The following is a 21,174-nucleotide window of genomic DNA, read 5'->3' as shown; positions in this document are numbered from 1 at the left end:
TAAGAGTTTTTAATGACACATTGATTATCCAAGCAGTTAATTATAGTTAATGAGTAAATGGCGAATCGATTATTTAATCAATGAGAACTTAGACCACTTAGCAGAAAACATGTTTAATGCTGATACGATAATGAATATCTTAAACATAGACGTAAGAACAGTGTTTGATAGGCTTTTCTATTTAGTTTCTCAAAATATGCTCAGTGCTTACTTAGTATGGGTACAGGATGGGGCTCAAGTTAAATCAATTGCGTTTAGCGGAGGTAAATTCGATTTAAATGATTTTGGCAATGGAGAACAACCGCCATTGGATGAACTCTATGTAAAGTTTAAAGTCAGTAAAGAGTATAAGGAAACAATGGATGAATGGAAAAAGAGTCGAAATAAAAAGATAAATAACATATATTATTAAGGGAGAATGCTACATAATGCAAATTAAAATCAAATATATAGACGAAACACAAACAAGAATCAGCAAAATCGAAAAAGGAGATTGGATTGATCTTCGTGCAGCAGAGGATGTTGTAATTGAAAAAGAAGAATTTAAACTTATTCCATTAGGTGTTGCGATGGAGTTGCCAGAAGGGTATGAAGCACATATTGTCCCTCGTTCAAGCACATTTAAACATTTTGGGATCATTCAAACAAACTCCAAAGGAGTTATTGATGAGTCATACAAGGGAGACAATGATTTCTGGTTCTTCCCAGCCTACGCTCTACGAGACACAGAAATTAAGAAAGGTGAGCGTATCTGTCAGTTTAGAATCATTGAAAAAATGCCAGAGGTTGAATTATTTGAAGTAGATCATCTAGGTAACGATGATCGTGGAGGACATGGATCAACGGGTACTAAATAAGAAAGTAACACTTGGCTGCGTGCATGGTGGGATTTCTAAAGATTTTATACTATGGAGTATCACAGCCAAGTGATTTAATTAATTTGGCACTACAACGGAATTAATATCCACAAAGTTAGGATGAAGTTCATCCTTTGTGTATCCTGAGAACTCTCTATTTCGTATGTCGTATCCTTGAATGTCTAGAGGCTCCCCGAAATTATTTGAACCAGAAAGACCAATTGCTCCTGCTTCTGTGTAAAAAATAACTTTAACAGGATCGTTATCAGAAAAAAGAGAAACAAATTTTTGAGTGAGTCCTTTTAAGCCTTTAACATTGCCTTTTGTTATTTTATCTATTTCAGTAACAATTTCACTGAATGAGTTTAAAGCGCCAGTGCTTTTAGACGAAAGGTCATCATAAACATGAAGGATTTTCTTTTCAGTTTCATAAAGGTAATTAAAACGACTTTTTTCATGGAAACCTGCTTCGTAGATATAGCCTTCAATAGCATTTTCAGTATGAGTTCTAGTAACTTTCAATTCTGCTGCCACCTTTTTATAGAATTTTAACAATAATTAGATTATACCAAATGAGCTAAATTTAAGGTAATGATAACCATCGACAGCATAGGGTTTACAATAAAAGAAGACTTTTAAAGGAAAGGGGCATGTTTTATATGATTAACAGAATCTCAAAAATTGAATCGTTAGAGGCTGTAGGAACATGGACTCTGGCCACACGTGGTGAAAAACAAAGCAAGAAGAACTTTAAAAGAGATATAAAAAAGCGAAGACGTACTATCGAAAAACGAATGGCAGAGTCTGTGATAAATGAATATAAAAAGGAGGAGTTTTAATGACAAATAAATTAGAGGAGCTTGTGAAATTAGAGAACAGATTGATCTATATCTGCATAACAATAGCGACATTGTTTGTGCTACTTTCTTGTTTAGCAGTTCTTCATTATGCTGCTACGATTCCTTCAGCAATAGTTCTAGTAGGATTTGCAACAGATTTAATCCTAAAGAAATATTTGAGGAGAAGGGTGAAAGATATTGATAAATGTTGATGCGATATACCATTCATTAGTGAAAGTCGAGAAACAGAATAAAGCCTATGCGCTTATGGATGACGACCCTGAAATGAAAATGAGAGCATTGGAAAACATGATTAAAGAGTTTGATCTTATTGGGGATGCGGCATTAGAGGGGATTAAAGAAGCTACTGAATTATTGAAGAAAATAGGGAGTGAAGATATCAGTAAGAAGCTAGAAGACGTGAGCAATAAAATAAAAGAATGAATTCTAAACTTTAGGAGAGATACGTTGGAAAAAGAATATTTAAAATTGCTGCAAAAAGTATATACATATGGACAGGATACTGGAGACAGGACAGAAACAGGCATGAGAAGTCTTTTCGGAGAAACAATGGAGTTTAATTTGTCTGAAGGGTTTCCGTTGGTTACAACTAAGAAAATGTTTACTAGAGGTGTTTTTGGGGAGCTACTATGGTTTCTAAGCGGCTCAACATCAAACAAAGAGTTAGAAGAAAAGTACAACATTAAGTTTTGGAAGGAATGGGCTAATGAAGCAGGACAGCTGCCAAACATCTACGGCAAACAATGGACTAGATGGGAAGATGGACGAGGGAACATTTTTAATCAGATTAAGTATGTGATTGACCAAATTAAAAACAATCCAACAAGTAGACGTATTTTATTTACAGGATGGAACGCCCCAGAGATGCAATGGGAAGATACTGCATTACCATGTTGTCACAGTACTGTTGTTCAGTTTTACGTGGAAGGTGAATACTTACATATGTATCACTTTCAACGTTCAGGAGACATGTTTCTAGGTGTTCCAGTTAACATCGCCTCATATGCAACACTACTGACTATAATTGCTCAACAATGTGATTTAAAGCCAGGTATCATGAAACACTCAATTGGCGTAGCTCATATTTATCATAATCATTTAGAACAAGTCAAAAAACAACTAACCAGATCTCCATATCAAGTACCAAAACTTAATGTTAAACGGAAACCTGAATCAATCTTTGAGTATAGCATAGAAGACTTTGAAGTGATTGATTATGAACACCATCCATTAATCAAAGGGGAAGTGGCAGTTTGATCAGTTTAATAGCAGCCTGCGACATGAACATGGGAATTGGATTAAACAACAATCTTTTGTATTCTATTAAAGAGGATATGAAAAGGTTTAAAGAATTAACTCAAGGTAAGCTATGCATACAAGGTCGAAAAACGTATGAATCGATTATTAAGCTTAACGGCAAGCCTCTGTCTAACAGAACAAATGTTGTTTTAACAAAGGATAAGACATATAAGGCCTTACCAGGAACATTTGTTTATCATTCAATTGATGAAGTATTGAAATTAATTAATGGCCAATCTAATCATGGAGATGAAGTCATGGTTATAGGTGGCAGCGAGATATATAAACAATTTCTTGATCATGCAAGCAATATTTATTTAACAATGTTTCATGATGTGTCAGAAGCAGACTCATATTTCCCTAGTCTAGATGACAACTGGCTAAGAAATAGTAGTGATGTTCACTACAAAAAGAAAGGGGCACCTATAGGATACAGTTTCATTCATTATAAAAATACAAATAACATATAATTTATATTGACTAAAATACAAATTACATATATTATAAAGATAAGCCAAATCGGTTTATCTTTTTTAATTTAAAAAGGGGGATGATTGAATGTGTAAAGCAACTAAATACATAAAAGAAATTGAAGCGAAAGCGATTGAACTAAATGAAATCAAGGAAAAAATCGATAATGACATTGAATTCTATAGAAAAGAAGTTAGTAGGATGGATAAAGAACTTAGTAAGTTTTATCATGACTTAGAAGTAGCTGTATTCAATGCATGCGAGGGATGGAGCCTTTCTAAGAGAGGGCAAGCAATTCTTATTGAAAGAAGAAAGGTAAAATCCGAATATGAGAAGCTTTGTATGATCAGAGATATGCTTGGAAAGTCTTTATTGAGTATTGATAATGAAGCACTTAAAACAATTGAAAATGCCAAACGACGTATCAATAAAACAAATAACAAACTGATCCAATGGAAATCAGAATCTAAGAAGAACCATTTAAAAGCAATTTAAGTTACATAAAATCTGAATTTTAACAAACTCTTGTTAGGAGGTGTGAGATATAAATACTGTATCTCATCAAAAATTAAGTGAATTAGAAAAAAGCAAATACAAGCTTAAATCAGACATCTTAGAGAAAAAAAGAGACCTGTTACATATTAAAACTAATCAAAATCCATTAGCGCTGGAACGACTATTTGAACTAAGCGAAGTATTGCAGCTGACAGAGGAATCAGATTGGGTAAGCTCATCAATGGCGATGAAAGCTGTAAGGATCAATAAAGAGTTCATGAAGTTATTTCATTTTAAAGGTGATGCCAAAGCATACATAAACAAAGAAGAGTTTAATAGACTCCATGAAGAGTTTATCAGAATAAAATTTGAACAGAACAACATTTAGCTGTTAATTTATTACCAATGAACTCTATACTGAATATGTAACAAATTATGGAGGTTGATACTAATGAATGGAAGAGGTCAAGCAGAAGCCAAAATTCTTGAGTTTTTAGAATCTGAGGAAAGTGAAGCAATTCTTACAGGGAATCATTATCACCAAAAATTTCCTATGGTTTTTGATCTAATTCAAAAGAACTTCAAAGATGTCAAAGTTCTGCTTAGAACAATGGATAAAAATATTCTGAAAAGGTCAAACATTAGTTGTTTGGAAAACAGGAACTTTGTGATAGGACAGAGGTTTTGTTGTGGTGAAAATGTGTTTGTTTTAGACACTATTAGAATGAAATGTAGAGATGTTTATGCCGAAGGGATTGATATTGCTTTAATTTATCCAATAAAGGGTCACGTAGAAAACGAAGTAATGAGAAAGGCTATATTCCAAGAGTTAAATGAAATAGGAGCTGTTGAAAAAATCATTTATATCACAGACCTAGAAGACATTGACACAAGTTGGGCAACGGACTTGAAATATAAAATTGTTTACGACTCAAATTAAAACTGTGGGGCTATTGCCCCTTTAGTTTAAAACGTTGATTTTATTGAAAAGGAGATTGTTTAATGGAAAGCGTTCATGAATACTTCAGTAAGATAAAGAAAGATGTAACTAAGTATTGCAATAACTGCGATAAAGACGTTTTGATGTTTGCTAGAATAAAAGATGAGCAACTTACATTTAAAGGACAAACGGTGATCGTAAAAAACAGCATGGTAGCTTATTGTAGTGAATGTAATGAAGAATTATACTGCGAAGAGTTTGATAAGAATACGATGAATGAAGCGGTTAAACTCTGGGAAAAGCAAGCTGGGGAAAAATATAAAGGCAAGGAGTTTTAAGTTATGTATACATATACAGAGGTGAATGGTTTCAATCAAGTGATTACATTTACTAAGGAAAGTCTAGACAAAGGGCGGACAGTTGAAGTTACACCGTTGGGCAATGACTGCTACCGAATTAAGATGATTTCACAGGTAAGATATTAATAAGATATAAATTACATGTATTTATGAGGGGTGATACAGTGGATGAATTGGAATGGTGGGGAATTGAGTTAAATATGAAAGATGAATCTTCTAGAGTTTTGTTAATAAAACTATTTAGAACGATTCAACAAACATTTGAGAACCTTTATAAAGTTAAACGCTCTACTTTTGATTCTGCCATAGAAGATTTGGAAAGTGCTATTCCAGAGTATGAAAAAAGAATTGTCCCTTTTCTACAGAGTGAACTGATATCTCTTAGGAAAGAAATCAATAATATTGGCATCTGTGACAGCGAATTCATCTTAAGATTAGAATATGCTTTATATATTTATGAACCAGAAATCGACTGTGTATATCCTGAAAGTAGTAGAGATACAATAATCACCTTTTTCAATATGATAAATGAAGAAATTAAAAGATTAAGTATGCTTAATAACATGTATCTAATTGCTGAGAAAAACACAAAAAGAGATGCGAATGGATTTACGGTGATCGAGGCTAGTGATGATTGGAGGGATTAAGTCTATGATTAAAACACTGAAGTCTAAATTTAAAAAAGACGAAGAGTTGTCTGCTGAATATGTCAAAGGATTCTATTCAGGAGCATTCTACTCAAATTTAATATTGTTGCCAGCATTTCTTATTTTAGTTGCCATGGTAATTAATAAATAACAAATATATCAAAGGGTGAGATAAATGAGTAGTCTCTATTCATGGTATGGCGTAGACTTCAAGAGAAGTAAGTCAAATAACATTCAGAATGCTTTCGAGGAGTGGCTTAATTTAATTAAAGAAGAACTTCATAAATATTTTGAAATGAACCGATCAAAGACATTGCATGAACTTTTAGATAAAAGCAGCAATGACAGTTACTTTGTAGAGTGGTTTAACGAAATTGGCTTACCATCTCTACATCAATTAAATATTGAAAAAGTATCAGAAGAAGATAGATTTATTAACTTGATTGAGTTTGATAAATTTCTGATCGAAAATGAACATGAATGGGAAGAAGAACACAAGGATATGAGAGGTGCTTTGATTTCAGCAATTAAAGACATGCCAGAAACAATGAGGATGCTATATTAATGGACAGAAAAATTCTAGAAGCATTAATCCAAATATATCAAAATGACTTTATGTGCGGCTATCAAGGAGATGACAAAGAGAAATTAAGAGTTATTTTTCTAGAGTTAATCGTACATACAACAAGATATTTAAATGATTTTCGTTATTGCAACAATGAGGGTTGTCCTTGTAGTCCTGAGCACGATCTTACAAAAATGATTGATACCCATCAGGAGGATATTTTCACGAAACTGATTGGTGATTATGCACTTAGCGACTTTCCAACTAAGAAAGTGAAAGAATTTTTACTTCAATTTAAAACGAAGGAGTCACAAGATGAAAACAGACGAACTTAAAATAAAAAGTTTTTTCGAAGAGAGAAAAAGAAGAGAGGAGCTGCAAAAAGATTTCATCATTCATCAAGGTTGTGCTGCTTTTGAAGAAATTCTTAAAGAAGTTAAGGCCAGAGGCTCATTAAATGAGGCAGATGTTTACTATGGAATTCCTAAGCCTCAACTGAGTTTCTCAGAGGTTGAATTAGGATACATGTTAACTTCAATGATGGAGTATGCGACAAATCATGTGGGTAATCCAGTTGATGAAGAAAGTGAATTTGAAAATAAGTTGGCATTTTTTGAGCATAAAAAAGAGATACTGCAAATTTATGAAGTCTGTGGGCAAGGAACTGACAGCTGGTTTGAAATACCAGATAAAGAGACAATCAAAAAATTAAATAACACAGCTTATGGCGTTTACTTAATTCAGTTTGATGATTTTATTAACCATTATAAAAATAAGGTGATTAAATGAAAGGATTACATGTAGAAGGTACATTCTTTAAAGAAGACGGCACACAGTTTACATATAAAGAGTTCATTAAATTAATTGAAGCAAACGGTATTGAGTTTGGAGGAAGTACTTGCATCCAAGATGATGAAGGCAACTTTTTAAATGATGCTGGGGTTATCATTACAGATCAAGTAAACAAGAAGCGAATGAAAGAAATTAAAAAAGGATAAGTGAGTTTAATCACCTATCCGCTATGAGAATTTCTGGACAATGCAGTTGTCATATAGATTGCTTTTTCGTCCTGTCCCATTTCTAACAAACTGGCTATCATTTGCATCTCAAGGTTAGCGAAATAGAAAGCACTATCAAGAGAAGTAAAGAAGAAATACTTGCTTAACTCTAAAGGTATAGTAACTGCTTTTACGGATTTAATATTATTTAATTTCTTCTGAGCCATAATTCTTTTATTACCGTCAACGCAAAGTAAAGGGACGGGTACTCCTGGATTGTACACTAAAATTGGTGGGCGATTGTCTTTTATTTTATTAGATAAAAATGCAGTGCTACTGTCTACATATACATCTTTCAAATCTACATCTTCAGGAACTAGGGTATTTTGTTTTACTATTTCATTGAGAATATCAACATCATAGTAATATTTGTAGGTGCCAACGCTCGTCTTGAAATCAAAAGTATAAAATTCAACATCTTTATTCCTTAATTGGGACATCTCATAAATAGGAGTAGTATTTGATTTCTGTCTTGCATAATCTTCAATATTTTTATCATGTTCGATAAATATATCACACCAGTATTTAACCCAAGATTTATAGAAAGACAGTCTTCCTATTTTAGACTTTATTGGTGGACTTTCAAGATAGGCTTGGAAATCAAATTTGTAGTAAGTTGTTTTTCTGTTATTAAAATATGCAGGCATTGTTAATTCCTTTCAAGTTTTTCTAAATTATATCACAAATTCAAAATAAAGGGGAGATGGGCATATGATTGTTACAGCATGGATTTTGTTAATTGCATTTGGATTAGTCGTGTTAGCTAGAATGGATATTCAAAGAGATATTAAATTTGCAGTGTATATTGGTGTACTAAAAGTGGTTTCAGTTTTTATTGTTGCCATTGCAGCAGGAGTAATTTGGGGAGGATTGTTTCAATGAAACTAAGCACAATGATATTTTCAAATACACAAGAAAAAGCAAATGAAAAATTGAGCGAGATAGCTCTGAATATTAATGAAGAAATTCTTCTTCAGAGAGACGATTACATAGGAACACCCAAACAAGCAATTCATGCAAAACGGTTTGGGGAATATGCCAGAGGATTCAAATACAACAATGTGTTTATTGATAGTTCTTTATGCAGTGATAAAAACGCTATGGAACAAATTATTATGAATCTGGTTCGACCTTATGATCAAAGATGGGATGAAAGCTATAATCGCTCTAATCACATTAATTATTTCTAAATAAAATCGGTCTTTTAACCAGAAATAAGTATTCATATTTACTACATAAATCAAGCACTTTTTACAAGGAAAGGAGAAATTACATATGACTATTAGAATTCCGTTTGAACAGGATGCGTTAAAACAAGCATATCTATCTCAAGTGGGCGGTACAATTTCGTTTCAAAAGGGGAAGACTCCTGTATTTTCATTTAATAGTGAAGAAGATTATAAGAGGTATACGCAACTTATTCTTGGAGGAGGTGAGGAATCATATCAATAGGATCTTTAACAATTGACGTAGGAGGTATGTTTGCTGAGAAATCAACAGCGCTGCAACGTCATGGAAAACGATATATGTTAGCTGGAAAGAAAGTAGTGTTTCTCAAACCATCCATAGATAACAGATACTCAGAAGACTTTATTGTGACACACGATGGCAAGAAAGTTGAGGCAATAAACATACAAATAACAAATAAAAACAAGGTTGGTATACCCCTAGATTTGTTTGAAGCTGATGTTGTTTGCATTGATGAAGTTCAATTTTTCCCAGATCAAATGATCACTCACATTGAGAAACTAATCGAACAAGGGAAGAAAGTGTTTGTTGCAGGATTAGACATGGACAGGTATGGTAAGCCATTTGGAATTGTACCGTACTTAATGGCCAAAGCAGATCATGTGACTAAACATCATGCAGTTTGTGCTTTTTGTGGCGATGACGCATGGGTTTCACTTGAAGTTTCTAATGATTCAAATACTCAAGTTAAAGTTGGGAACGATTATAAGCCAGCATGTAGACAATGCGCTTATGAAAGGGGAGTTAAATAATAGAAGAAAATAGTTTGGTTGAGCTGCACAACAAAATGAAAAAACAAATGAAATCAATTGAAGAAGCGATACATAACAATGATTTTTCAAAAGTAAACCGTCTTGGCATCAACCTAAGTAACAATAACGAAGAATTAATGCAAGAAGCAAGAGACTTGTTTAACAATGAAAAAGGGAGATACGTAAATACATATGCTTAACTTACATAACTTAAAAGGCGCTTATCAATTAAAAAATCAAGGAGGTGATTTTGCTTATTTTTATAATGAGAAGTCAAACAATCTAATTGTAATTAATAACATTGATGATGAAGAAATTAGAGATGTTACAGACGGGACATCACAGGATGCTTACATGTACTTAACAAATAAACTTAACATTGAAACGAATTTAACTGTCATTTGGTATAAAACTGAATTTGATTCAAGTGACTATATTCTTATTGAAGGAGTCAATGGTAAAGAGTTGTATCACTTAGACTTAATTGAGTTGGAGAACACTGTTTTAGAAGATTATAAGTTTGATAAGAAGTATGTGAAGATTATAGATGGAGAAGCAATCCAATTAGAATTTTAAACCCCTGTCTAATGACAGGGGTAATCATCAAGAAGATTTGAAGTTTTTTATTAAAGTATTCACTTCTTCGACTAAATCTGGGTATTGGTTGTTATCAACGAATGAGTATTCAACTTCATTAGTTTTAGCATTTGCTTTGAATACGAGTTCAGCATTTTCAGTTTCTGATTCATTGTAAACAACATAGTGTTTTTCAAATAAATGATTCTCTGACATGTCTACATGAAATCTAACTGTAAACCCTTTTGACTTTAAATAGTCAGTTAACTCGTTGTGTTGGTTGATAAGCTCGGTCAATTGGAACACTCTCCTAGATATTGATAATCATAGAATACCCCATTTAACTATTAAACACAAAGAAAGGATTGGTTCATTGAGCACAAACTTAGGGAAAGTTTTTGAAGCGAATATACAACAATCCGCGAAGGATCAAGGTTTATTCTTTTACCGAATTAAAGATGTAAACCCAATGGCCATAAAACGTAACTTTGGTGTATCAAAAAACAATTACGATTGTTTCCTGTACGCTAAAGGAGTTTTATTCCCATTAGAATTAAAATCAACAAAAAGCAAGTCTATATCGTTCTCAGAAAGCATGATTAAATCTCAACAAATTAAGCACCTTGAAGCAGCTGCAAAATATGAAGGAGTGTTACCTGGCTTCTTGTTTAATTTTAGAGAACCTGAGAATAGAGTGTTTTTTGTCCATATAAAAGACTTTCTTACATATAAGAATATTGCTGAAAATCAATTAGCACATACATACTTAAGCAAGGTGAATAAGTCCAGCATACCTATTGGCATCTGTGAAGAAATCGGAACAGAGGTAAGGTGGATGAAGAAGAAAGTGAATTATACATATTACATAAATAAGATGTGCGAAAAATTAATTCAGGGAGGTGATGCAAAACGTAGGCAGGGATAAGTCTCTGTCTTTATTTGCTATAATATTTATAATGAATAAAAATGTGTGGTGATTAAAATGAATATTGATAAAAATTCAAAAGTAGCAGTCTATTCAAGAAAATCAAGAGAAGACCCAGACACAGAGGACACTTTACTGAAACATAGAGAACAGCTAAAAGCACTCTTAACTAGGTACAGTTTTACAGATGTAGAGTGGTTCGAAGAAGTTGTTTCTTCCGATTCTATTGATAATAGACCTATTTTTTCTAGATTGTTGCCTAGAATCAGATCAGGTGAATTCGACGTTGTATGTGTAATAGCGAATGACAGACTTTCTAGGGGATCACAGATCGACTCAGGACGTATCATGGAGGCCTTTAAAGAAAGCAACACTCTACTAGTAACTCCACAAAAAATATACAATATGTCCAATGAGAGTGATGAAATGCTCTCAGAGTTCGAATTGGTTATTGCTAGGAATGAATATAGAGCTATTAAGAGAAGGCTGTTAAATGGTCGAAAAGGAGCTGTCAAAGAGGGGAGACCACATTCTGGATCTGTTCCATACGGGTTTAAATGGGACAAGAATGACAAGACTGCAAAGATTAATGAGGAAAAAATAAAGATTTATCGTATGATGATTGATTGGTTCCTAAAGGAGGAAATGTCTTCAGCTGCAATTGCAGACAGGCTAAATCAATTGCAGATTCCGCCTCCTTCAAGCAGAGGTAAGATGTGGTATGGCGAAGTTGTAACCTATCTTTTGTTAAATGATTTTCACAGAGGATATGTATGGTATGGGAATGATGAAAAGAATAAAGGCGTTCATCAACCAACTAAAACAGAGGAAGAACACACTCAAATAGTAGAACGAATAACTAAGCTAAGGACTTACCCAGATGTTGGAAGAAGTTTGAACATGAATTCACACAAACTTTCAGGAATAGTTAGGTGCCCTTATTGTTTGAAAGTTCAAAACGTACATCAACCAAAAGGGAGACAAAAACACGTTAGGAAATGTCTTAGAAAATCATCTGCACGTGAACCAATGTGTGAAACCACAAAAGGAATTAATGAAGACATTCTATACAGTGCTATCCTACAAGAAATGAAACAGTACAGTTCTGAAATATTTAAAAGGAACGAAAATAGAGAATCTGCCGAAACAACTACTATTTCAGTTCATCTAATCGAGCTCAAAGAAAAAGCAATAAAAAAATTGAGGGGAAGAATCGAACGATTAAAAGAACTCTATTTAGACGGTGATTTAGACAAAAATGAATACAAAGAAAAGCTAGAAAAAGCTCAAGGTAATTTAATGAAATCCGAAAAAGAACTCGGAGAATTATACTCATCAATTGAATATCAAAAAGCGAAAGCATTAGAAAAAAGAACCTCCCTATGGCAAGAGCAAGACGTTCAGGCATTATTAGAATCAGATGAAGGGATGTCAGATTCAGAAATCAATATAATACTCAAAAAGCTTATTAGCCATATCTCATATAAAGTTAAAGATGAAGATGGGAAGCAGCCTGAGTTGAGTGTAAAAGTCTATTATAATTAGGGTGTGTCCATTGTTGTACCCAAACGATATCTGTCGTCACCATTATTGGCATTACCCTTATTCCAGTAGCGATGAACAATATGGCAGGAGGAGAAGGAAGTGCTGATTATGGTTCTTTTGAAAATTTAGGCCTCGCTTTCCTTGTGCTGTTTATCATTGTGCTGCTCTATCGATTCACAACAGGCTTTATGAAGGCGATCGCCATTTTAATCGGTATTCTCCTTGGGACAGGCGTCGCTGCATTTATGGGGAAAGTGGAAACAGCTGAGGTGGCGAACGCTCAAGTTTTTCGCATGATTGAACCATTTTATTTTGGCATGCCTACCTTTGAAATTGCACCGATTATGACGATGACGTTAGTTGCGATTGTGTCATTAGTCGAATCAACAGGCGTTTATTTCGCACTAGGTGATTTGACAAACCGGTCATTAAAAGAGAAGGACTTAGCGAAAGGCTATCGCGCAGAAGGGATTGCTGTGTTATTAGGGGGGATCTTTAATGCTTTTCCTTACACAGCCTACTCGCAAAACGTTGGGTTGATCCAGTTGACAGGGGTCAAGAAAAATCAAGTCATCGTTGTGACAGGCGCATTGCTCATGTTATTTGGACTTTTTCCTAAAATTGCTGCATTTACGACGATTATTCCAAAGTCAGTTCTTGGCGGCGCAATGGTTGCCATGTTTGGGATGGTCATTGCCTACGGGATTAAAATGCTCTCGCGTGTGGATTTTGCCAAACAGGAAAACCTGCTGATTGTCGCTTGCTCAGTTGGGATCGGCTTAGGTGTCACCGTTGTGCCGCAAATGTTTGAGCATTTGCCAGAATCAATCAAATTATTAACAAGTAATGGCATCGTGGCCGGCAGCTTTACCGCTATTTTACTTCATATTATTTATCACATGATTCCTTTTAAAAAAGAAACCGGGCAGGACCTGATGGAAGAGCCTAAGCAATCTGTTATGTAAACCCCTCTCCAAGAGAGGGGTTTAGATGATGGACAAAGAGCTAAAATGATCTTTATTTTAGCTCTTTGTCTTCTTTTTAGCTTGATAAAAAAACTTTGAAGTCCTAGGATCCTAGGAAGGAGCGTGTGAGGGTTTGTCTACACGCTGAAAGCCCGCATCTTTTGGATACGGGCTTGTTGTGATTAGCACTATTAATGTTGTACCGGCTGCATTGTTTCGTTAATGACTGCAAATGTATAGCCCCGTGCTTTTAGCTGTGTAATCAGGCTATCTAAATAGTTTGTGGTAGAGGGTTGATCATGCATTAAAATAACTTTTGGTTCCCATGGTTTATTTTTCTCAAACATTTGCAATTGATTCAATACCTCTGGAACATATTGTGAGTTTTTATATCTCCAGTCAAGGCTATCAATCGTCCAATCCCAGTAAATAAAGCCATGTTGGTTTAAACGTACTTTTTGATGATATGTTAAATTTGGAACACTGCCATAGGGTGTTCTCACAAGACGGGCGTAGACGCCTGTAACAGAAGCAAGAATGCGCTGAGCTTCTCTCATTTCATTTGCGGGAGACTCACTGTTCTGATAAAAGAGGTTTATATCATGCGTCATGCCATGAAGCCCCAATTGATGTCCTTCTTGATAAAGTCTTTTCACAGCTGCTTGGTGTGCTTGGATTTGCGGTCCAAGCATGAAGAACGTCGCCTTCACATGATGTGCTTTTAATACATCTAACAGCTGATTTGATGTAGCAGAAGGACCATCATCAAATGTTAAAAAGACCGTTTTATTCGTTGCCTGTTGGTTTGGATTGGTCTTAAAATGTGTATCCAATGTTCTTGTAGACTGATCTTTTGCTTTCAGATTGATGCTTGTGTCACGGAAGTCACTGCTGGCAACATTTTTTGCTTGCCCGTTTGTCGCCTGCAAATGGGCTTTAGACATATCCCAGATAAAAAAAAGAAACAGTGTAAGAAGCACTAAACCAATTACCTTTGAGAGAAGTACCGTGTTGTAGGGTGTCTTTTTTTTGGAAACCTTTTTCATTACAATCACTCCAGTCAATTAAATTTTGAGCCGAATCATGTAGTAGATTCTGTCTTTTTTCACTGTTTTTCTTGGTGATCATATTGATTAAGTATATAGTGGAAAAAATCCTTTTAATATAGAAAATTCAAATAAATTAGGAATTTATGGTTATTATTTTGTGTTGATCAGCAAAAAAAGGTGATCCATTCATGTTTAAATGAAATCATTCTGAATAATGATCGAAACGTTAATATTGATACGCTAAGATAGCATCAGATTTAACCATAAATGCGAAGCGAAGGAGAGATTCCGTATGAAAGTGTTGTATAAGTAAAGGGGGGTCTACGGTCTGAACACTTCTCTTTTAGAGGTGTTTTTTTGCATAAAAAAAGCAGGTTCGCTTGGCTTGGAACGAACCTGTGAAGGAGGAAAACTACATCATGTTTTCATTTATATTATCCAATATTTATCAATTGTCGTCAAGACAAAAAGTTAGACGGAGGAAAATGTTTTGACTGAATTGTGACGATTTGGCATGTATATCCTTTTTTCGATAGGGGATATTAACCGAAAAAAGAGGTGAAGCCGATGGCGTACATTCTTTCAGTTGGAACGAGTCATCCGAAGCATCATGTGGATCAGAAAATAGCTGCCGAATTTGCAAGGTCTCAATTTAAACGATCGTTTAAAGATATTGACCGGCTACTGAGAGCTTTTCAAAATGGAGAAATTAAGGGCAGGCAGTTTGTGCAGCCCATTGAATGGTATCAGACGCACCACTCTTTTGAAGAGAAAAACAATATCTATTTGGAAAAAGCCTTGACTCATGCAAAAGAAGCGATCATACATTGTCTTCAAGAGAAGACGTTTCTGAAAAAGCCAGTTCCGGTTGAAGAGATCGATGCATTGTTTTTTATTTCAAGTACCGGCTTATCGACCCCAAGTCTTGATGCAAAGCTTATGAACGTCCTTCCTTTTTCTCCGTATACAAAACGAGTACCGATCTGGGGCCTAGGGTGTGGGGGCGGTGCGGCAGGGCTGTCTCGGGCTTATGAATACATAAGGGCATTTCCAGAAGCAAAGGTACTTGTCGTTGCCTGTGAGCTGTGCAGTTTAACTTTTCAGCCGCAAGATCAATCAAAAAGCAATTTAATCGGCACCTCCTTATTTGGAGACGGGACGGCAGCGGTTCTTTTAACTGGAGAAAAAGCTGCGCTTGAATATGCCCATTTAAAAACAATCCCTAAAGTACTAAGCACGCAATCCGTCACAATGAAGGATTCTGAGGATGTCATGGGCTGGGATTTTACAAGTGACGGCTTTCGGGTTATTTTCTCCCGTGACATTCCGTCGATGATTTCCGGCTGGTTAAAAGAGCAGGTGGATCAATTTTTAGAGGAACATGGATATTCAACTAAAGACTTGTCCGTTTTTTTAGCCCATCCTGGAGGAAAAAAAGTGATTGATGCCTATGTTGAAAGTCTATCTTTACGAGAAAATCAGCTGTTTTCTTCAAAAGAAGTACTCAAACAACACGGAAATATGTCCTCTGCCACAGTTTTGTATGTCATCAAGCATTTCCTTGAACATCAATCTGCTGAAGCGGGGGAGATGGGACTTTGCGGGGCGCTTGGTCCGGGCTTTTCCTCAGAGTTGCTGCTTATGAAATGGGAGGAGGTCTTGTCGTGATCATTTGGCTTGTCATCGGTTTTTTCGTTTGTCAGAGGCTCATTGAAATGCTTGTTGCCAAAAGAAATGAAAAGAAAGTAAAAGCACTAGGTGCCATTGAATTTGGTGCTAGTCATTATCCTTATATGGTCGCTATGCATACGGCTTTTTTTCTCTCACTGATAGTTGAGATAACGCTTTTACATAAAGGGCCATCCCAGTATTTTCTTGTACTGCTCCTTTTGCTGATGGCTACACAGATCATTCGGTACTGGGCTTTATGCTCCCTAGGGACGTACTGGAATACAAAGATTTTAGTCGTTCCAAACGCAACGATTATAAAAAAAGGGCCGTATCGCTGGTTGAAACACCCTAACTATGTCGTCGTGGCGATTGAGCTTATACTGATCCCGCTATTGTTTGATGCATATGTCACTGGCATTTTGTTTACATGTTTAAATGCATGGATGATGGCTGTACGAATTCAAACAGAGGAGAAAGCATTAAATCAGTATTTGCTAAATTAATATTGAAAATCATTATCAATTGTGCTACACTTTCATTAATGATAAGCATTCTCAATCATGAAGGATGGACGGTGATCACATGACAATGATTTTCTTACTCGGTACGGTGTGTGTATACAGCCTATTAATTGGCTTCGTATTAAAAGGTGTCTCCAAAAAATCTGCTTCCTGATTCCAGTCAACTGCGACTGATCGGGCAGCAGATTTTTTTATTTCCTTAGATCAGAAGAAAAATCTCTTTATTTTGTGTAAAATGGTATCACATACATAACTGACTTTTCTAAAAACAAAGGGGTTTATCGTCATGAAAGACTTGTCTATTCGAGATTCGCTCGTTCAAACTACAGGAGCTTTATATCAAAGCTTTCTCAAAAGGGATGATTATGAGCGCGCAGCCAAACTTGCATCGATTATCAAAAAGGAAGCAGAAGAAGAAGTATATATCGCATTTACCGGCCATTATTCTGCTGGAAAGTCATCACTTGTAAATTATCTACTTCATGATCACATTTTGCCAACGAGCCCAATCCCAACAAGTGCAAACTTGGTCGTCGTGAGGAAAGGCGAAAGTGAAGTTCAGCTTCATACCTCTGATGGCCGATTTGCAAAAATGAGCGGCTCTTATGATAAAGAAGCAGTACAGCGTTTCTGTAAGGACGGAGAACAGATTGAAATGGTGGAAATTAGCGGTGACTATAGAGGACTTGAAGAAAAAGTGGCACTGATTGATACGCCCGGAATTGATTCGACGGATCATGCCCACTTTTTATCTGCTGCGTCTATTCTTCATCAAGCGGATGCTCTCTTTTATGTCGTTCACTACAACCATGTTCATTCGGAGGAAAACATTCGTTTCATTCGCTCCATTAAAGAGAAAGTGCCAAATCTTTATTTCATCGTAAACCAAGTGGACCGGCATGATGAGCATGAGACAGCGTTTGAAGACTACAAAAATCAAGTAGTTGATATGCTTCAAAAAGAAGGCATTGAAGAAGAACATCTATACTTTACATCTGTGACCGATGAGACCCATCCAAGAAATGAAATGATTCGTTTAGTCAAAAAACTGCAAGAATTACAGACATTGCCGAAGGCCTCACTTCGGGCTTATACGGAGCAGAAAATTGAGCATGTCCTAAAAGAACACATTGACTCGTTAAAAGAAGACCTGCAAGGTGAGGAGCTTGAGTCACAGCTCGAAGAAAAAAGAAAAGAAGTAAATGAATTGGAAGAGAAAAATCACTTCATTGAAAATGGGGCCAAACAGTTAGAAGAAGAAGTATCTACTGAAGTCGAGAGCATTTTGAAAAATGCCAACCTCACTCCATTTAAAATGAGAGAACTCGCAAGCGGCTATATTGAATCAAAAGCACCTGGCTTTAAAGTGGGACTGCTTTTTGCTAAAAATAAAACTGAGCAGGAAAAAGAAAAACGAGCAGCTGACTTCTTAACAGATGTCAAAGCGAGAATGAAGGCAGAAGTGGACTGGCATATTGCTGAGCTACTAAAAAAAGAAGTCAAGAAACATCAACTTGGTGAAGAGTTATTAAATCAAGTGATGGCGTTTGAAACGCCTGTACAAGAATCACTTCTTGAAAGTGTGATTCATCATGGAGCAACGTTCTCTAATGAATACGTACTGCAATATGCAAAAGATGCTGGCGAAGCCTTGAGAAGAAAGGCTAAGCAGCAAGTGATGTCACTGATTGAACAAATGGTGGAGTCGCTGAAAGCCAAGCTGATGGAAGATAAAGCAGAACAGCAAGAAAAATGGGCTCAGTCTGCAAAAGAGCTCCAAACACTCGAGCAGTGCACCAGAAAAAATGAACAAATGAAGCGAGATATTCAGCATGTATGGGATATATGGCAAAATGGAACGGATGAAAAGATCGAAGAAGATTGGTTTTATGCGAAAAAGAGACAAATGCAGCATGACCAGCTAAAGCAGGATCAAGTGACCATTCATCCTGAAGAGAGCGACCAAGATAAACCGAACAAGCAGATAGAGCAACCTCAAATGCGTCAGTCACAGCATGTCACGACGGCACAGTCGATTGCCCAATTTGAGCAGCTTTCTCAGATTTTATTGCCATTAGATGCGCTCCAATCTCAAAGGAAGTCCTTTGAAAAACGAACAAAACGGCTGCAAGCGAAAGAATTCACACTCGCTTTATTTGGGGCTTTTAGTTCGGGGAAATCTTCTTTTGCAAATGCTCTCGTCGGGAGAAAGGTGCTGCCATCCTCTCCCACACCAACAACGGCAACGATTAATAAGCTGACGCGGCCGGCAGAAGGTCATCCGCATGAAAGTGTCAAAGTGGTGTTCAAAACAGAACAGGATATATTAGAGGAGCTCAATCAGATCCTAGGATTTCCGATCTCAGAAGAAAAGGGAGAGACGTTTACATCCAAGCTCGAACGAGCCCTGAAAAAAAGACAGCTTGAACAAGATCATCGCGTTATTGTTGAACATTTTTTACAGGCACATACTCGTTTCCTTCATCACATTACGAAGCAAACGCCGCTTCATGTCACCCTTCAAGAACTGAGGCCATACGTGGCGGAAGAAGCTGTTTCTTGTGTGGTGAAAGAAGTGACGGTTTATTTGAGTACACCTCTAACAGATAAAGGGCTGACTATTGTTGATACGCCAGGCGCCAGTAGTATGAATAAGCGTCATACAGAGATTGCTTTTCAATATATGAAGGACGCAGATGCGCTTCTTTATTTAACTTACTACCAGCACTCTTTTTCGAAGGCAGATCGGTCATTTTTACGTAAGCTTGGGCTTGTAAAAGATTCATTTAGCATGGATAAAATGTTCTTTATTATCAATGCAGCTGATCTCGCAAAGGATCAAGAAGAGCTTGACACCGTCTTTGACTATGTAAAAAGTGAGCTCACAAAAGAAGGCATAAGAAACCCAAACCTTCATCATGTCTCCAGTAAGGAAGAGATCGAAGGAAAGGGAGAGACAGCTTATAATCAATACGCAAAGCTTAGAAAGCAGCTCGACTATTTTATTGACGAAGAATTAACGAAAGATGCGATCGAGCTGTTATATTTTGAAGCCGGTACATTATGTAGAACAGTCGACAAACTGCATGCGACGCTGCATCAGTCAGAAGATGAAAAGCAAGTGGAAAAGAAAAAGATAGATGCATCCTATGGAGCGATTCTTGATCAAATGAGCCATATAAAACAATCTAAGCTAGTGACAGAAAGCGTGAAAAAGGACTTACATGAACAGCTCTATCATATTGTGCAGCGCCTATCACTATTTGCGAATGATCTGTTAAAGACAGCCTTTTATCCTGGAATATCTCAAGGGAATTTCGGACAGCAATTGAAAAAAGCGCTTGAGAAGGCGCTAAAGGATTATGAATTTGAATTTATACAGGAGTTAAAGGCGCTTGATATTCGGATGGAATCGTTTATTCATCAATACTTCCAAGAGGAGTGGGAGAAAGGATTGCAGAAGGCATGTGCAGAAGACCCTTACTTTTCTCTCTCGCTGTCGCCGCCAGAAGAGAAAAATGCTGAACTAAAACAAATTGAAGTCGAAGCTGAACTAACACCATTCGAACCGCTCTTAAAGAAACAAAAATCAGCGAAAGTTTTCTTTGAACAGAATGGTAAGGCTGCGTTTATTGAAGCGATTCGAGACATTCTTCATCAGTTAACCATGAAATGGGCAGATAAAGAAAAAGAAGAATTACTGAGCAGGTACGATATGATGGTGAAGACCTTTACAGGAAGATATGAAACAGAAGCGCTTGAGCAGCTAAGTGAACAAAAACAAACATTTATCACGAGCCTAACAACAGATCCCAAAGAGCAGGCCGTTATTGAACAAGTTTATGAACAAACAAATGAGTGGAAGAACCAGTTGAAAACCATTTGATTCATGGTAGACTAAATAAAAAAGAAAGCAGTTGATACAAAATGACGAGCGTACACGAAGAGATTTCCGCACACTCACAAAAGCAGCATGCTCATATCCAGTCCTTTCTTGAGCTTGAACATAAAAGAGAACAAGCAATAGAGAGGGCTGTTGTCAAATGTGAGCAAAACGAGTCATTTACAACAGACGAGATCAACGCCATTACGTCGAAGATGAATGAGCTTGCACGAGGCGGTATTGTTCCATTGCGAAAGCTTGTGACGAATGATATGGTCAGGGAGTATGTCGAGCGCAAACAGAAGTAAAGAGTAACATTCTCTTTTTTGGTCATCTTAATGGATGTACCGAGAAAGGGGAATGATCATGAAAAAAAAGCAACAGACAAAGCAGCAGGATGAGCGTGACCCTAAACAAAAAGACATGCCGTCCTATGCAGAAGCAGAATCGAAAAAAATGCAATATGGTCAAAAGTAAACAGGCTGCCT

The 21,174-nt window shown here is 36.3% G+C and carries 33 protein-coding genes and 1 pseudogene; 30 read left to right on the top strand and 4 right to left on the bottom strand.

Annotated features, from left to right (window positions below):
• The first annotated feature begins 49 nt into the window (after positions 1 to 49).
• Together ACQYAC_RS04100 and ACQYAC_RS04095 are read left to right on the top strand one after the other, a co-directional pair.
• Positions 50 to 412, top strand: a complete 363-nt coding sequence (locus ACQYAC_RS04100; RefSeq protein ID WP_429942776.1) for a hypothetical protein — start codon at positions 50 to 52, stop codon at positions 410 to 412.
• A gap of 16 nt (positions 413 to 428) precedes the next feature.
• The gene (locus ACQYAC_RS04095) at positions 429 to 857 is read left to right on the top strand and encodes a dUTP diphosphatase (RefSeq protein WP_429942775.1); all 429 of its coding nucleotides are present in this window, start codon (positions 429 to 431) and stop codon (positions 855 to 857) included.
• A gap of 78 nt (positions 858 to 935) precedes the next feature.
• On the opposite strand, the gene ACQYAC_RS04090 is transcribed toward ACQYAC_RS04095, so the two are convergent.
• Positions 936 to 1,379 (bottom strand): hypothetical protein, encoded by a 444-nt coding sequence (locus ACQYAC_RS04090; RefSeq protein ID WP_429942774.1) that lies wholly within the window; start codon positions 1,377 to 1,379, stop codon positions 936 to 938.
• 137 nt (positions 1,380 to 1,516) lie between these two features.
• Here ACQYAC_RS04090 and ACQYAC_RS04085 point away from each other — a divergent pair, with 137 nt between their 5' ends.
• The 14 genes from ACQYAC_RS04085 to ACQYAC_RS04020 all read left to right on the top strand — a co-directional run bounded on the left by ACQYAC_RS04085 (position 1,517) and on the right by ACQYAC_RS04020 (position 7,491).
• Complete coding sequence (locus tag ACQYAC_RS04085; protein ID WP_144522995.1) at positions 1,517 to 1,696, top strand: hypothetical protein; 180 nt, start codon at positions 1,517 to 1,519, stop codon at positions 1,694 to 1,696.
• Positions 1,696 to 1,908, top strand: coding sequence for a hypothetical protein (locus ACQYAC_RS04080; RefSeq protein WP_429942773.1), 213 nt, complete (start codon positions 1,696 to 1,698; stop codon positions 1,906 to 1,908). The genes ACQYAC_RS04085 and ACQYAC_RS04080 overlap by 1 nt, the downstream gene beginning before the upstream one ends.
• A complete protein-coding gene (locus ACQYAC_RS04075) occupies positions 1,895 to 2,140 on the top strand; it encodes a hypothetical protein (RefSeq protein WP_429942772.1) in 246 nt (81 codons plus the stop codon). The genes ACQYAC_RS04080 and ACQYAC_RS04075 overlap by 14 nt, the downstream gene beginning before the upstream one ends.
• A 24-nt stretch (positions 2,141 to 2,164) precedes the next feature.
• Positions 2,165 to 2,974: a thymidylate synthase gene (locus ACQYAC_RS04070; RefSeq protein WP_338335442.1), complete on the top strand. Its 810-nt coding sequence runs from the start codon at positions 2,165 to 2,167 to the stop codon at positions 2,972 to 2,974.
• Positions 2,971 to 3,486, top strand: coding sequence for a dihydrofolate reductase (locus tag ACQYAC_RS04065; protein WP_429942771.1), 516 nt, complete (start codon positions 2,971 to 2,973; stop codon positions 3,484 to 3,486). Before ACQYAC_RS04070 ends, ACQYAC_RS04065 begins: the two co-directional genes overlap by 4 nt.
• An 88-nt stretch (positions 3,487 to 3,574) precedes the next feature.
• Positions 3,575 to 3,982, top strand: a complete 408-nt coding sequence (locus tag ACQYAC_RS04060; protein WP_169510710.1) for a hypothetical protein — start codon at positions 3,575 to 3,577, stop codon at positions 3,980 to 3,982.
• A 451-nt stretch (positions 3,983 to 4,433) separates the two neighbouring features.
• Positions 4,434 to 4,922, top strand: coding sequence for a hypothetical protein (locus ACQYAC_RS04055; protein WP_429942770.1), 489 nt, complete (start codon positions 4,434 to 4,436; stop codon positions 4,920 to 4,922).
• A gap of 62 nt (positions 4,923 to 4,984) precedes the next feature.
• Complete coding sequence (locus ACQYAC_RS04050) at positions 4,985 to 5,260, top strand: YgiT-type zinc finger protein (protein WP_429942769.1); 276 nt, start codon at positions 4,985 to 4,987, stop codon at positions 5,258 to 5,260.
• A 185-nt stretch (positions 5,261 to 5,445) separates the two neighbouring features.
• On the top strand, positions 5,446 to 5,928 hold the full coding sequence (locus tag ACQYAC_RS04045) for a hypothetical protein (RefSeq protein ID WP_429942768.1): 483 nt from the start codon (positions 5,446 to 5,448) through the stop codon (positions 5,926 to 5,928).
• A gap of 4 nt (positions 5,929 to 5,932) precedes the next feature.
• Positions 5,933 to 6,079: a hypothetical protein gene (locus tag ACQYAC_RS04040; RefSeq protein ID WP_429942767.1), complete on the top strand. Its 147-nt coding sequence runs from the start codon at positions 5,933 to 5,935 to the stop codon at positions 6,077 to 6,079.
• A 24-nt stretch (positions 6,080 to 6,103) separates the two neighbouring features.
• Positions 6,104 to 6,493: a hypothetical protein gene (locus ACQYAC_RS04035; protein WP_429942766.1), complete on the top strand. Its 390-nt coding sequence runs from the start codon at positions 6,104 to 6,106 to the stop codon at positions 6,491 to 6,493.
• The gene (locus ACQYAC_RS04030; RefSeq protein WP_429942765.1) at positions 6,493 to 6,828 is read left to right on the top strand and encodes a hypothetical protein; all 336 of its coding nucleotides are present in this window, start codon (positions 6,493 to 6,495) and stop codon (positions 6,826 to 6,828) included. The genes ACQYAC_RS04035 and ACQYAC_RS04030 overlap by 1 nt, the downstream gene beginning before the upstream one ends.
• Complete coding sequence (locus tag ACQYAC_RS04025) at positions 6,809 to 7,282, top strand: hypothetical protein (RefSeq protein WP_429942764.1); 474 nt, start codon at positions 6,809 to 6,811, stop codon at positions 7,280 to 7,282. The genes ACQYAC_RS04030 and ACQYAC_RS04025 overlap by 20 nt, the downstream gene beginning before the upstream one ends.
• Positions 7,279 to 7,491, top strand: coding sequence for a hypothetical protein (locus tag ACQYAC_RS04020; protein ID WP_429942763.1), 213 nt, complete (start codon positions 7,279 to 7,281; stop codon positions 7,489 to 7,491). Before ACQYAC_RS04025 ends, ACQYAC_RS04020 begins: the two co-directional genes overlap by 4 nt.
• Positions 7,492 to 7,505: 14 nt before the next feature.
• Here ACQYAC_RS04020 and ACQYAC_RS04015 read toward each other — a convergent pair whose 3' ends face one another.
• Positions 7,506 to 8,198 carry a hypothetical protein gene (locus tag ACQYAC_RS04015; RefSeq protein ID WP_429942762.1) on the bottom strand — a complete coding sequence of 231 codons (693 nt, stop codon included), beginning with the start codon at positions 8,196 to 8,198 and terminating at the stop codon, positions 7,506 to 7,508.
• Between the two features lie 64 nt (positions 8,199 to 8,262).
• Here ACQYAC_RS04015 and ACQYAC_RS04010 point away from each other — a divergent pair, with 64 nt between their 5' ends.
• The 6 genes from ACQYAC_RS04010 to ACQYAC_RS03985 all read left to right on the top strand — a co-directional run bounded on the left by ACQYAC_RS04010 (position 8,263) and on the right by ACQYAC_RS03985 (position 10,127).
• On the top strand, positions 8,263 to 8,433 hold the full coding sequence (locus ACQYAC_RS04010; RefSeq protein ID WP_429942761.1) for a hypothetical protein: 171 nt from the start codon (positions 8,263 to 8,265) through the stop codon (positions 8,431 to 8,433).
• On the top strand, positions 8,430 to 8,741 hold the full coding sequence (locus ACQYAC_RS04005; RefSeq protein WP_429942760.1) for a hypothetical protein: 312 nt from the start codon (positions 8,430 to 8,432) through the stop codon (positions 8,739 to 8,741). Before ACQYAC_RS04010 ends, ACQYAC_RS04005 begins: the two co-directional genes overlap by 4 nt.
• Positions 8,742 to 8,826: 85 nt before the next feature.
• Positions 8,827 to 9,003, top strand: coding sequence for a hypothetical protein (locus ACQYAC_RS04000; RefSeq protein ID WP_429942759.1), 177 nt, complete (start codon positions 8,827 to 8,829; stop codon positions 9,001 to 9,003).
• Positions 8,991 to 9,551, top strand: coding sequence for a thymidine kinase (locus ACQYAC_RS03995; protein ID WP_429942786.1), 561 nt, complete (start codon positions 8,991 to 8,993; stop codon positions 9,549 to 9,551). The genes ACQYAC_RS04000 and ACQYAC_RS03995 overlap by 13 nt, the downstream gene beginning before the upstream one ends.
• A gap of 14 nt (positions 9,552 to 9,565) precedes the next feature.
• Positions 9,566 to 9,751 carry a hypothetical protein gene (locus tag ACQYAC_RS03990; RefSeq protein WP_429942758.1) on the top strand — a complete coding sequence of 62 codons (186 nt, stop codon included), beginning with the start codon at positions 9,566 to 9,568 and terminating at the stop codon, positions 9,749 to 9,751.
• Complete coding sequence (locus ACQYAC_RS03985; protein ID WP_429942757.1) at positions 9,744 to 10,127, top strand: hypothetical protein; 384 nt, start codon at positions 9,744 to 9,746, stop codon at positions 10,125 to 10,127. The genes ACQYAC_RS03990 and ACQYAC_RS03985 overlap by 8 nt, the downstream gene beginning before the upstream one ends.
• 27 nt (positions 10,128 to 10,154) lie before the next feature.
• Here the strand turns inward: ACQYAC_RS03985 and ACQYAC_RS03980 are convergent, their stop codons facing one another.
• On the bottom strand, positions 10,155 to 10,424 hold the full coding sequence (locus ACQYAC_RS03980; protein ID WP_144533900.1) for a hypothetical protein: 270 nt from the start codon (positions 10,422 to 10,424) through the stop codon (positions 10,155 to 10,157).
• A gap of 76 nt (positions 10,425 to 10,500) precedes the next feature.
• On the opposite strand from ACQYAC_RS03980, the gene ACQYAC_RS03975 reads away from it, so the two are divergent.
• The 3 genes and pseudogenes from ACQYAC_RS03975 to ACQYAC_RS03965 all read left to right on the top strand — a co-directional run.
• Complete coding sequence (locus ACQYAC_RS03975) at positions 10,501 to 11,052, top strand: Holliday junction resolvase RecU (RefSeq protein ID WP_429942756.1); 552 nt, start codon at positions 10,501 to 10,503, stop codon at positions 11,050 to 11,052.
• A gap of 57 nt (positions 11,053 to 11,109) precedes the next feature.
• On the top strand, positions 11,110 to 12,597 hold the full coding sequence (locus ACQYAC_RS03970; protein WP_429942755.1) for a recombinase family protein: 1,488 nt from the start codon (positions 11,110 to 11,112) through the stop codon (positions 12,595 to 12,597).
• A 23-nt stretch (positions 12,598 to 12,620) separates the two neighbouring features.
• A pseudogene (locus ACQYAC_RS03965) lies at positions 12,621 to 13,562 on the top strand (nucleobase:cation symporter-2 family protein); the annotation flags it as partial.
• 191 nt (positions 13,563 to 13,753) lie between these two features.
• Here the strand turns inward: ACQYAC_RS03965 and ACQYAC_RS03960 are convergent.
• Positions 13,754 to 14,608 carry a polysaccharide deacetylase family protein gene (locus tag ACQYAC_RS03960; RefSeq protein ID WP_268467664.1) on the bottom strand — a complete coding sequence of 285 codons (855 nt, stop codon included), beginning with the start codon at positions 14,606 to 14,608 and terminating at the stop codon, positions 13,754 to 13,756.
• Positions 14,609 to 15,178: 570 nt separating this feature from the next.
• Between ACQYAC_RS03960 and ACQYAC_RS03955 the strand changes: the two genes are divergently transcribed.
• From ACQYAC_RS03955 to ACQYAC_RS03935, 5 genes are all read left to right on the top strand, one after another.
• On the top strand, positions 15,179 to 16,279 hold the full coding sequence (locus ACQYAC_RS03955) for a type III polyketide synthase (RefSeq protein WP_429942754.1): 1,101 nt from the start codon (positions 15,179 to 15,181) through the stop codon (positions 16,277 to 16,279).
• Entirely contained in the window at positions 16,276 to 16,785 is a 510-nt protein-coding gene (locus tag ACQYAC_RS03950; RefSeq protein WP_081042315.1) for an isoprenylcysteine carboxyl methyltransferase family protein, read from the top strand. The genes ACQYAC_RS03955 and ACQYAC_RS03950 overlap by 4 nt, the downstream gene beginning before the upstream one ends.
• A gap of 64 nt (positions 16,786 to 16,849) precedes the next feature.
• Positions 16,850 to 16,957, top strand: coding sequence for a Fur-regulated basic protein FbpC (gene fbpC, locus ACQYAC_RS03945; protein ID WP_306172627.1), 108 nt, complete (start codon positions 16,850 to 16,852; stop codon positions 16,955 to 16,957).
• Positions 16,958 to 17,089: 132 nt separating this feature from the next.
• Positions 17,090 to 20,689, top strand: coding sequence for a dynamin family protein (locus ACQYAC_RS03940; protein ID WP_429942753.1), 3,600 nt, complete (start codon positions 17,090 to 17,092; stop codon positions 20,687 to 20,689).
• Positions 20,690 to 20,730: 41 nt separating this feature from the next.
• Positions 20,731 to 20,994 carry a YpbS family protein gene (locus ACQYAC_RS03935; RefSeq protein WP_058014851.1) on the top strand — a complete coding sequence of 88 codons (264 nt, stop codon included), beginning with the start codon at positions 20,731 to 20,733 and terminating at the stop codon, positions 20,992 to 20,994.
• Positions 20,995 to 21,174 lie beyond the last annotated feature (180 nt).

Source organism: Bacillus sp. MM09(2025) (assembly GCF_050496725.1).
Lineage (GTDB): Bacteria > Bacillota > Bacilli > Bacillales > Bacillaceae > Bacillus > Bacillus pumilus.
This window is presented reverse-complemented; position numbering and strand designations above follow the sequence as displayed.

What these genes read in the sequence shown, in the direction of transcription:
- ACQYAC_RS04060 (WP_169510710.1), top strand. Translation starts at nt 3,575, where the DNA reads ATGTGTAAAGCAACTAAATACATAAAAGAAATTGAAGCGAAAGCGATT.
- ACQYAC_RS03940 (WP_429942753.1), top strand. Translation starts at nt 17,090, where the DNA reads ATGAAAGACTTGTCTATTCGAGATTCGCTCGTTCAAACTACAGGAGCT.
- ACQYAC_RS04035 (WP_429942766.1), top strand. Translation starts at nt 6,104, where the DNA reads ATGAGTAGTCTCTATTCATGGTATGGCGTAGACTTCAAGAGAAGTAAG.
- ACQYAC_RS03985 (WP_429942757.1), top strand. Translation starts at nt 9,744, where the DNA reads ATGCTTAACTTACATAACTTAAAAGGCGCTTATCAATTAAAAAATCAA.
- ACQYAC_RS03960 (WP_268467664.1), bottom strand. Translation starts at nt 14,608, where the DNA reads ATGAAAAAGGTTTCCAAAAAAAAGACACCCTACAACACGGTACTTCTC.
- ACQYAC_RS04015 (WP_429942762.1), bottom strand. Translation starts at nt 8,198, where the DNA reads ATGCCTGCATATTTTAATAACAGAAAAACAACTTACTACAAATTTGAT.
- ACQYAC_RS04000 (WP_429942759.1), top strand. Translation starts at nt 8,827, where the DNA reads ATGACTATTAGAATTCCGTTTGAACAGGATGCGTTAAAACAAGCATAT.
- ACQYAC_RS04030 (WP_429942765.1), top strand. Translation starts at nt 6,493, where the DNA reads ATGGACAGAAAAATTCTAGAAGCATTAATCCAAATATATCAAAATGAC.
- ACQYAC_RS04085 (WP_144522995.1), top strand. Translation starts at nt 1,517, where the DNA reads ATGATTAACAGAATCTCAAAAATTGAATCGTTAGAGGCTGTAGGAACA.
- ACQYAC_RS04005 (WP_429942760.1), top strand. Translation starts at nt 8,430, where the DNA reads ATGAAACTAAGCACAATGATATTTTCAAATACACAAGAAAAAGCAAAT.
- fbpC (WP_306172627.1), top strand. Translation starts at nt 16,850, where the DNA reads ATGGACGGTGATCACATGACAATGATTTTCTTACTCGGTACGGTGTGT.
- ACQYAC_RS03935 (WP_058014851.1), top strand. Translation starts at nt 20,731, where the DNA reads ATGACGAGCGTACACGAAGAGATTTCCGCACACTCACAAAAGCAGCAT.
- ACQYAC_RS04080 (WP_429942773.1), top strand. Translation starts at nt 1,696, where the DNA reads ATGACAAATAAATTAGAGGAGCTTGTGAAATTAGAGAACAGATTGATC.
- ACQYAC_RS04040 (WP_429942767.1), top strand. Translation starts at nt 5,933, where the DNA reads ATGATTAAAACACTGAAGTCTAAATTTAAAAAAGACGAAGAGTTGTCT.
- ACQYAC_RS04010 (WP_429942761.1), top strand. Translation starts at nt 8,263, where the DNA reads ATGATTGTTACAGCATGGATTTTGTTAATTGCATTTGGATTAGTCGTG.
- ACQYAC_RS04100 (WP_429942776.1), top strand. Translation starts at nt 50, where the DNA reads ATGAGTAAATGGCGAATCGATTATTTAATCAATGAGAACTTAGACCAC.
- ACQYAC_RS03970 (WP_429942755.1), top strand. Translation starts at nt 11,110, where the DNA reads ATGAATATTGATAAAAATTCAAAAGTAGCAGTCTATTCAAGAAAATCA.
- ACQYAC_RS04020 (WP_429942763.1), top strand. Translation starts at nt 7,279, where the DNA reads ATGAAAGGATTACATGTAGAAGGTACATTCTTTAAAGAAGACGGCACA.
- ACQYAC_RS03955 (WP_429942754.1), top strand. Translation starts at nt 15,179, where the DNA reads ATGGCGTACATTCTTTCAGTTGGAACGAGTCATCCGAAGCATCATGTG.
- ACQYAC_RS04055 (WP_429942770.1), top strand. Translation starts at nt 4,434, where the DNA reads ATGAATGGAAGAGGTCAAGCAGAAGCCAAAATTCTTGAGTTTTTAGAA.
- ACQYAC_RS04025 (WP_429942764.1), top strand. Translation starts at nt 6,809, where the DNA reads ATGAAAACAGACGAACTTAAAATAAAAAGTTTTTTCGAAGAGAGAAAA.
- ACQYAC_RS04050 (WP_429942769.1), top strand. Translation starts at nt 4,985, where the DNA reads ATGGAAAGCGTTCATGAATACTTCAGTAAGATAAAGAAAGATGTAACT.
- ACQYAC_RS04095 (WP_429942775.1), top strand. Translation starts at nt 429, where the DNA reads ATGCAAATTAAAATCAAATATATAGACGAAACACAAACAAGAATCAGC.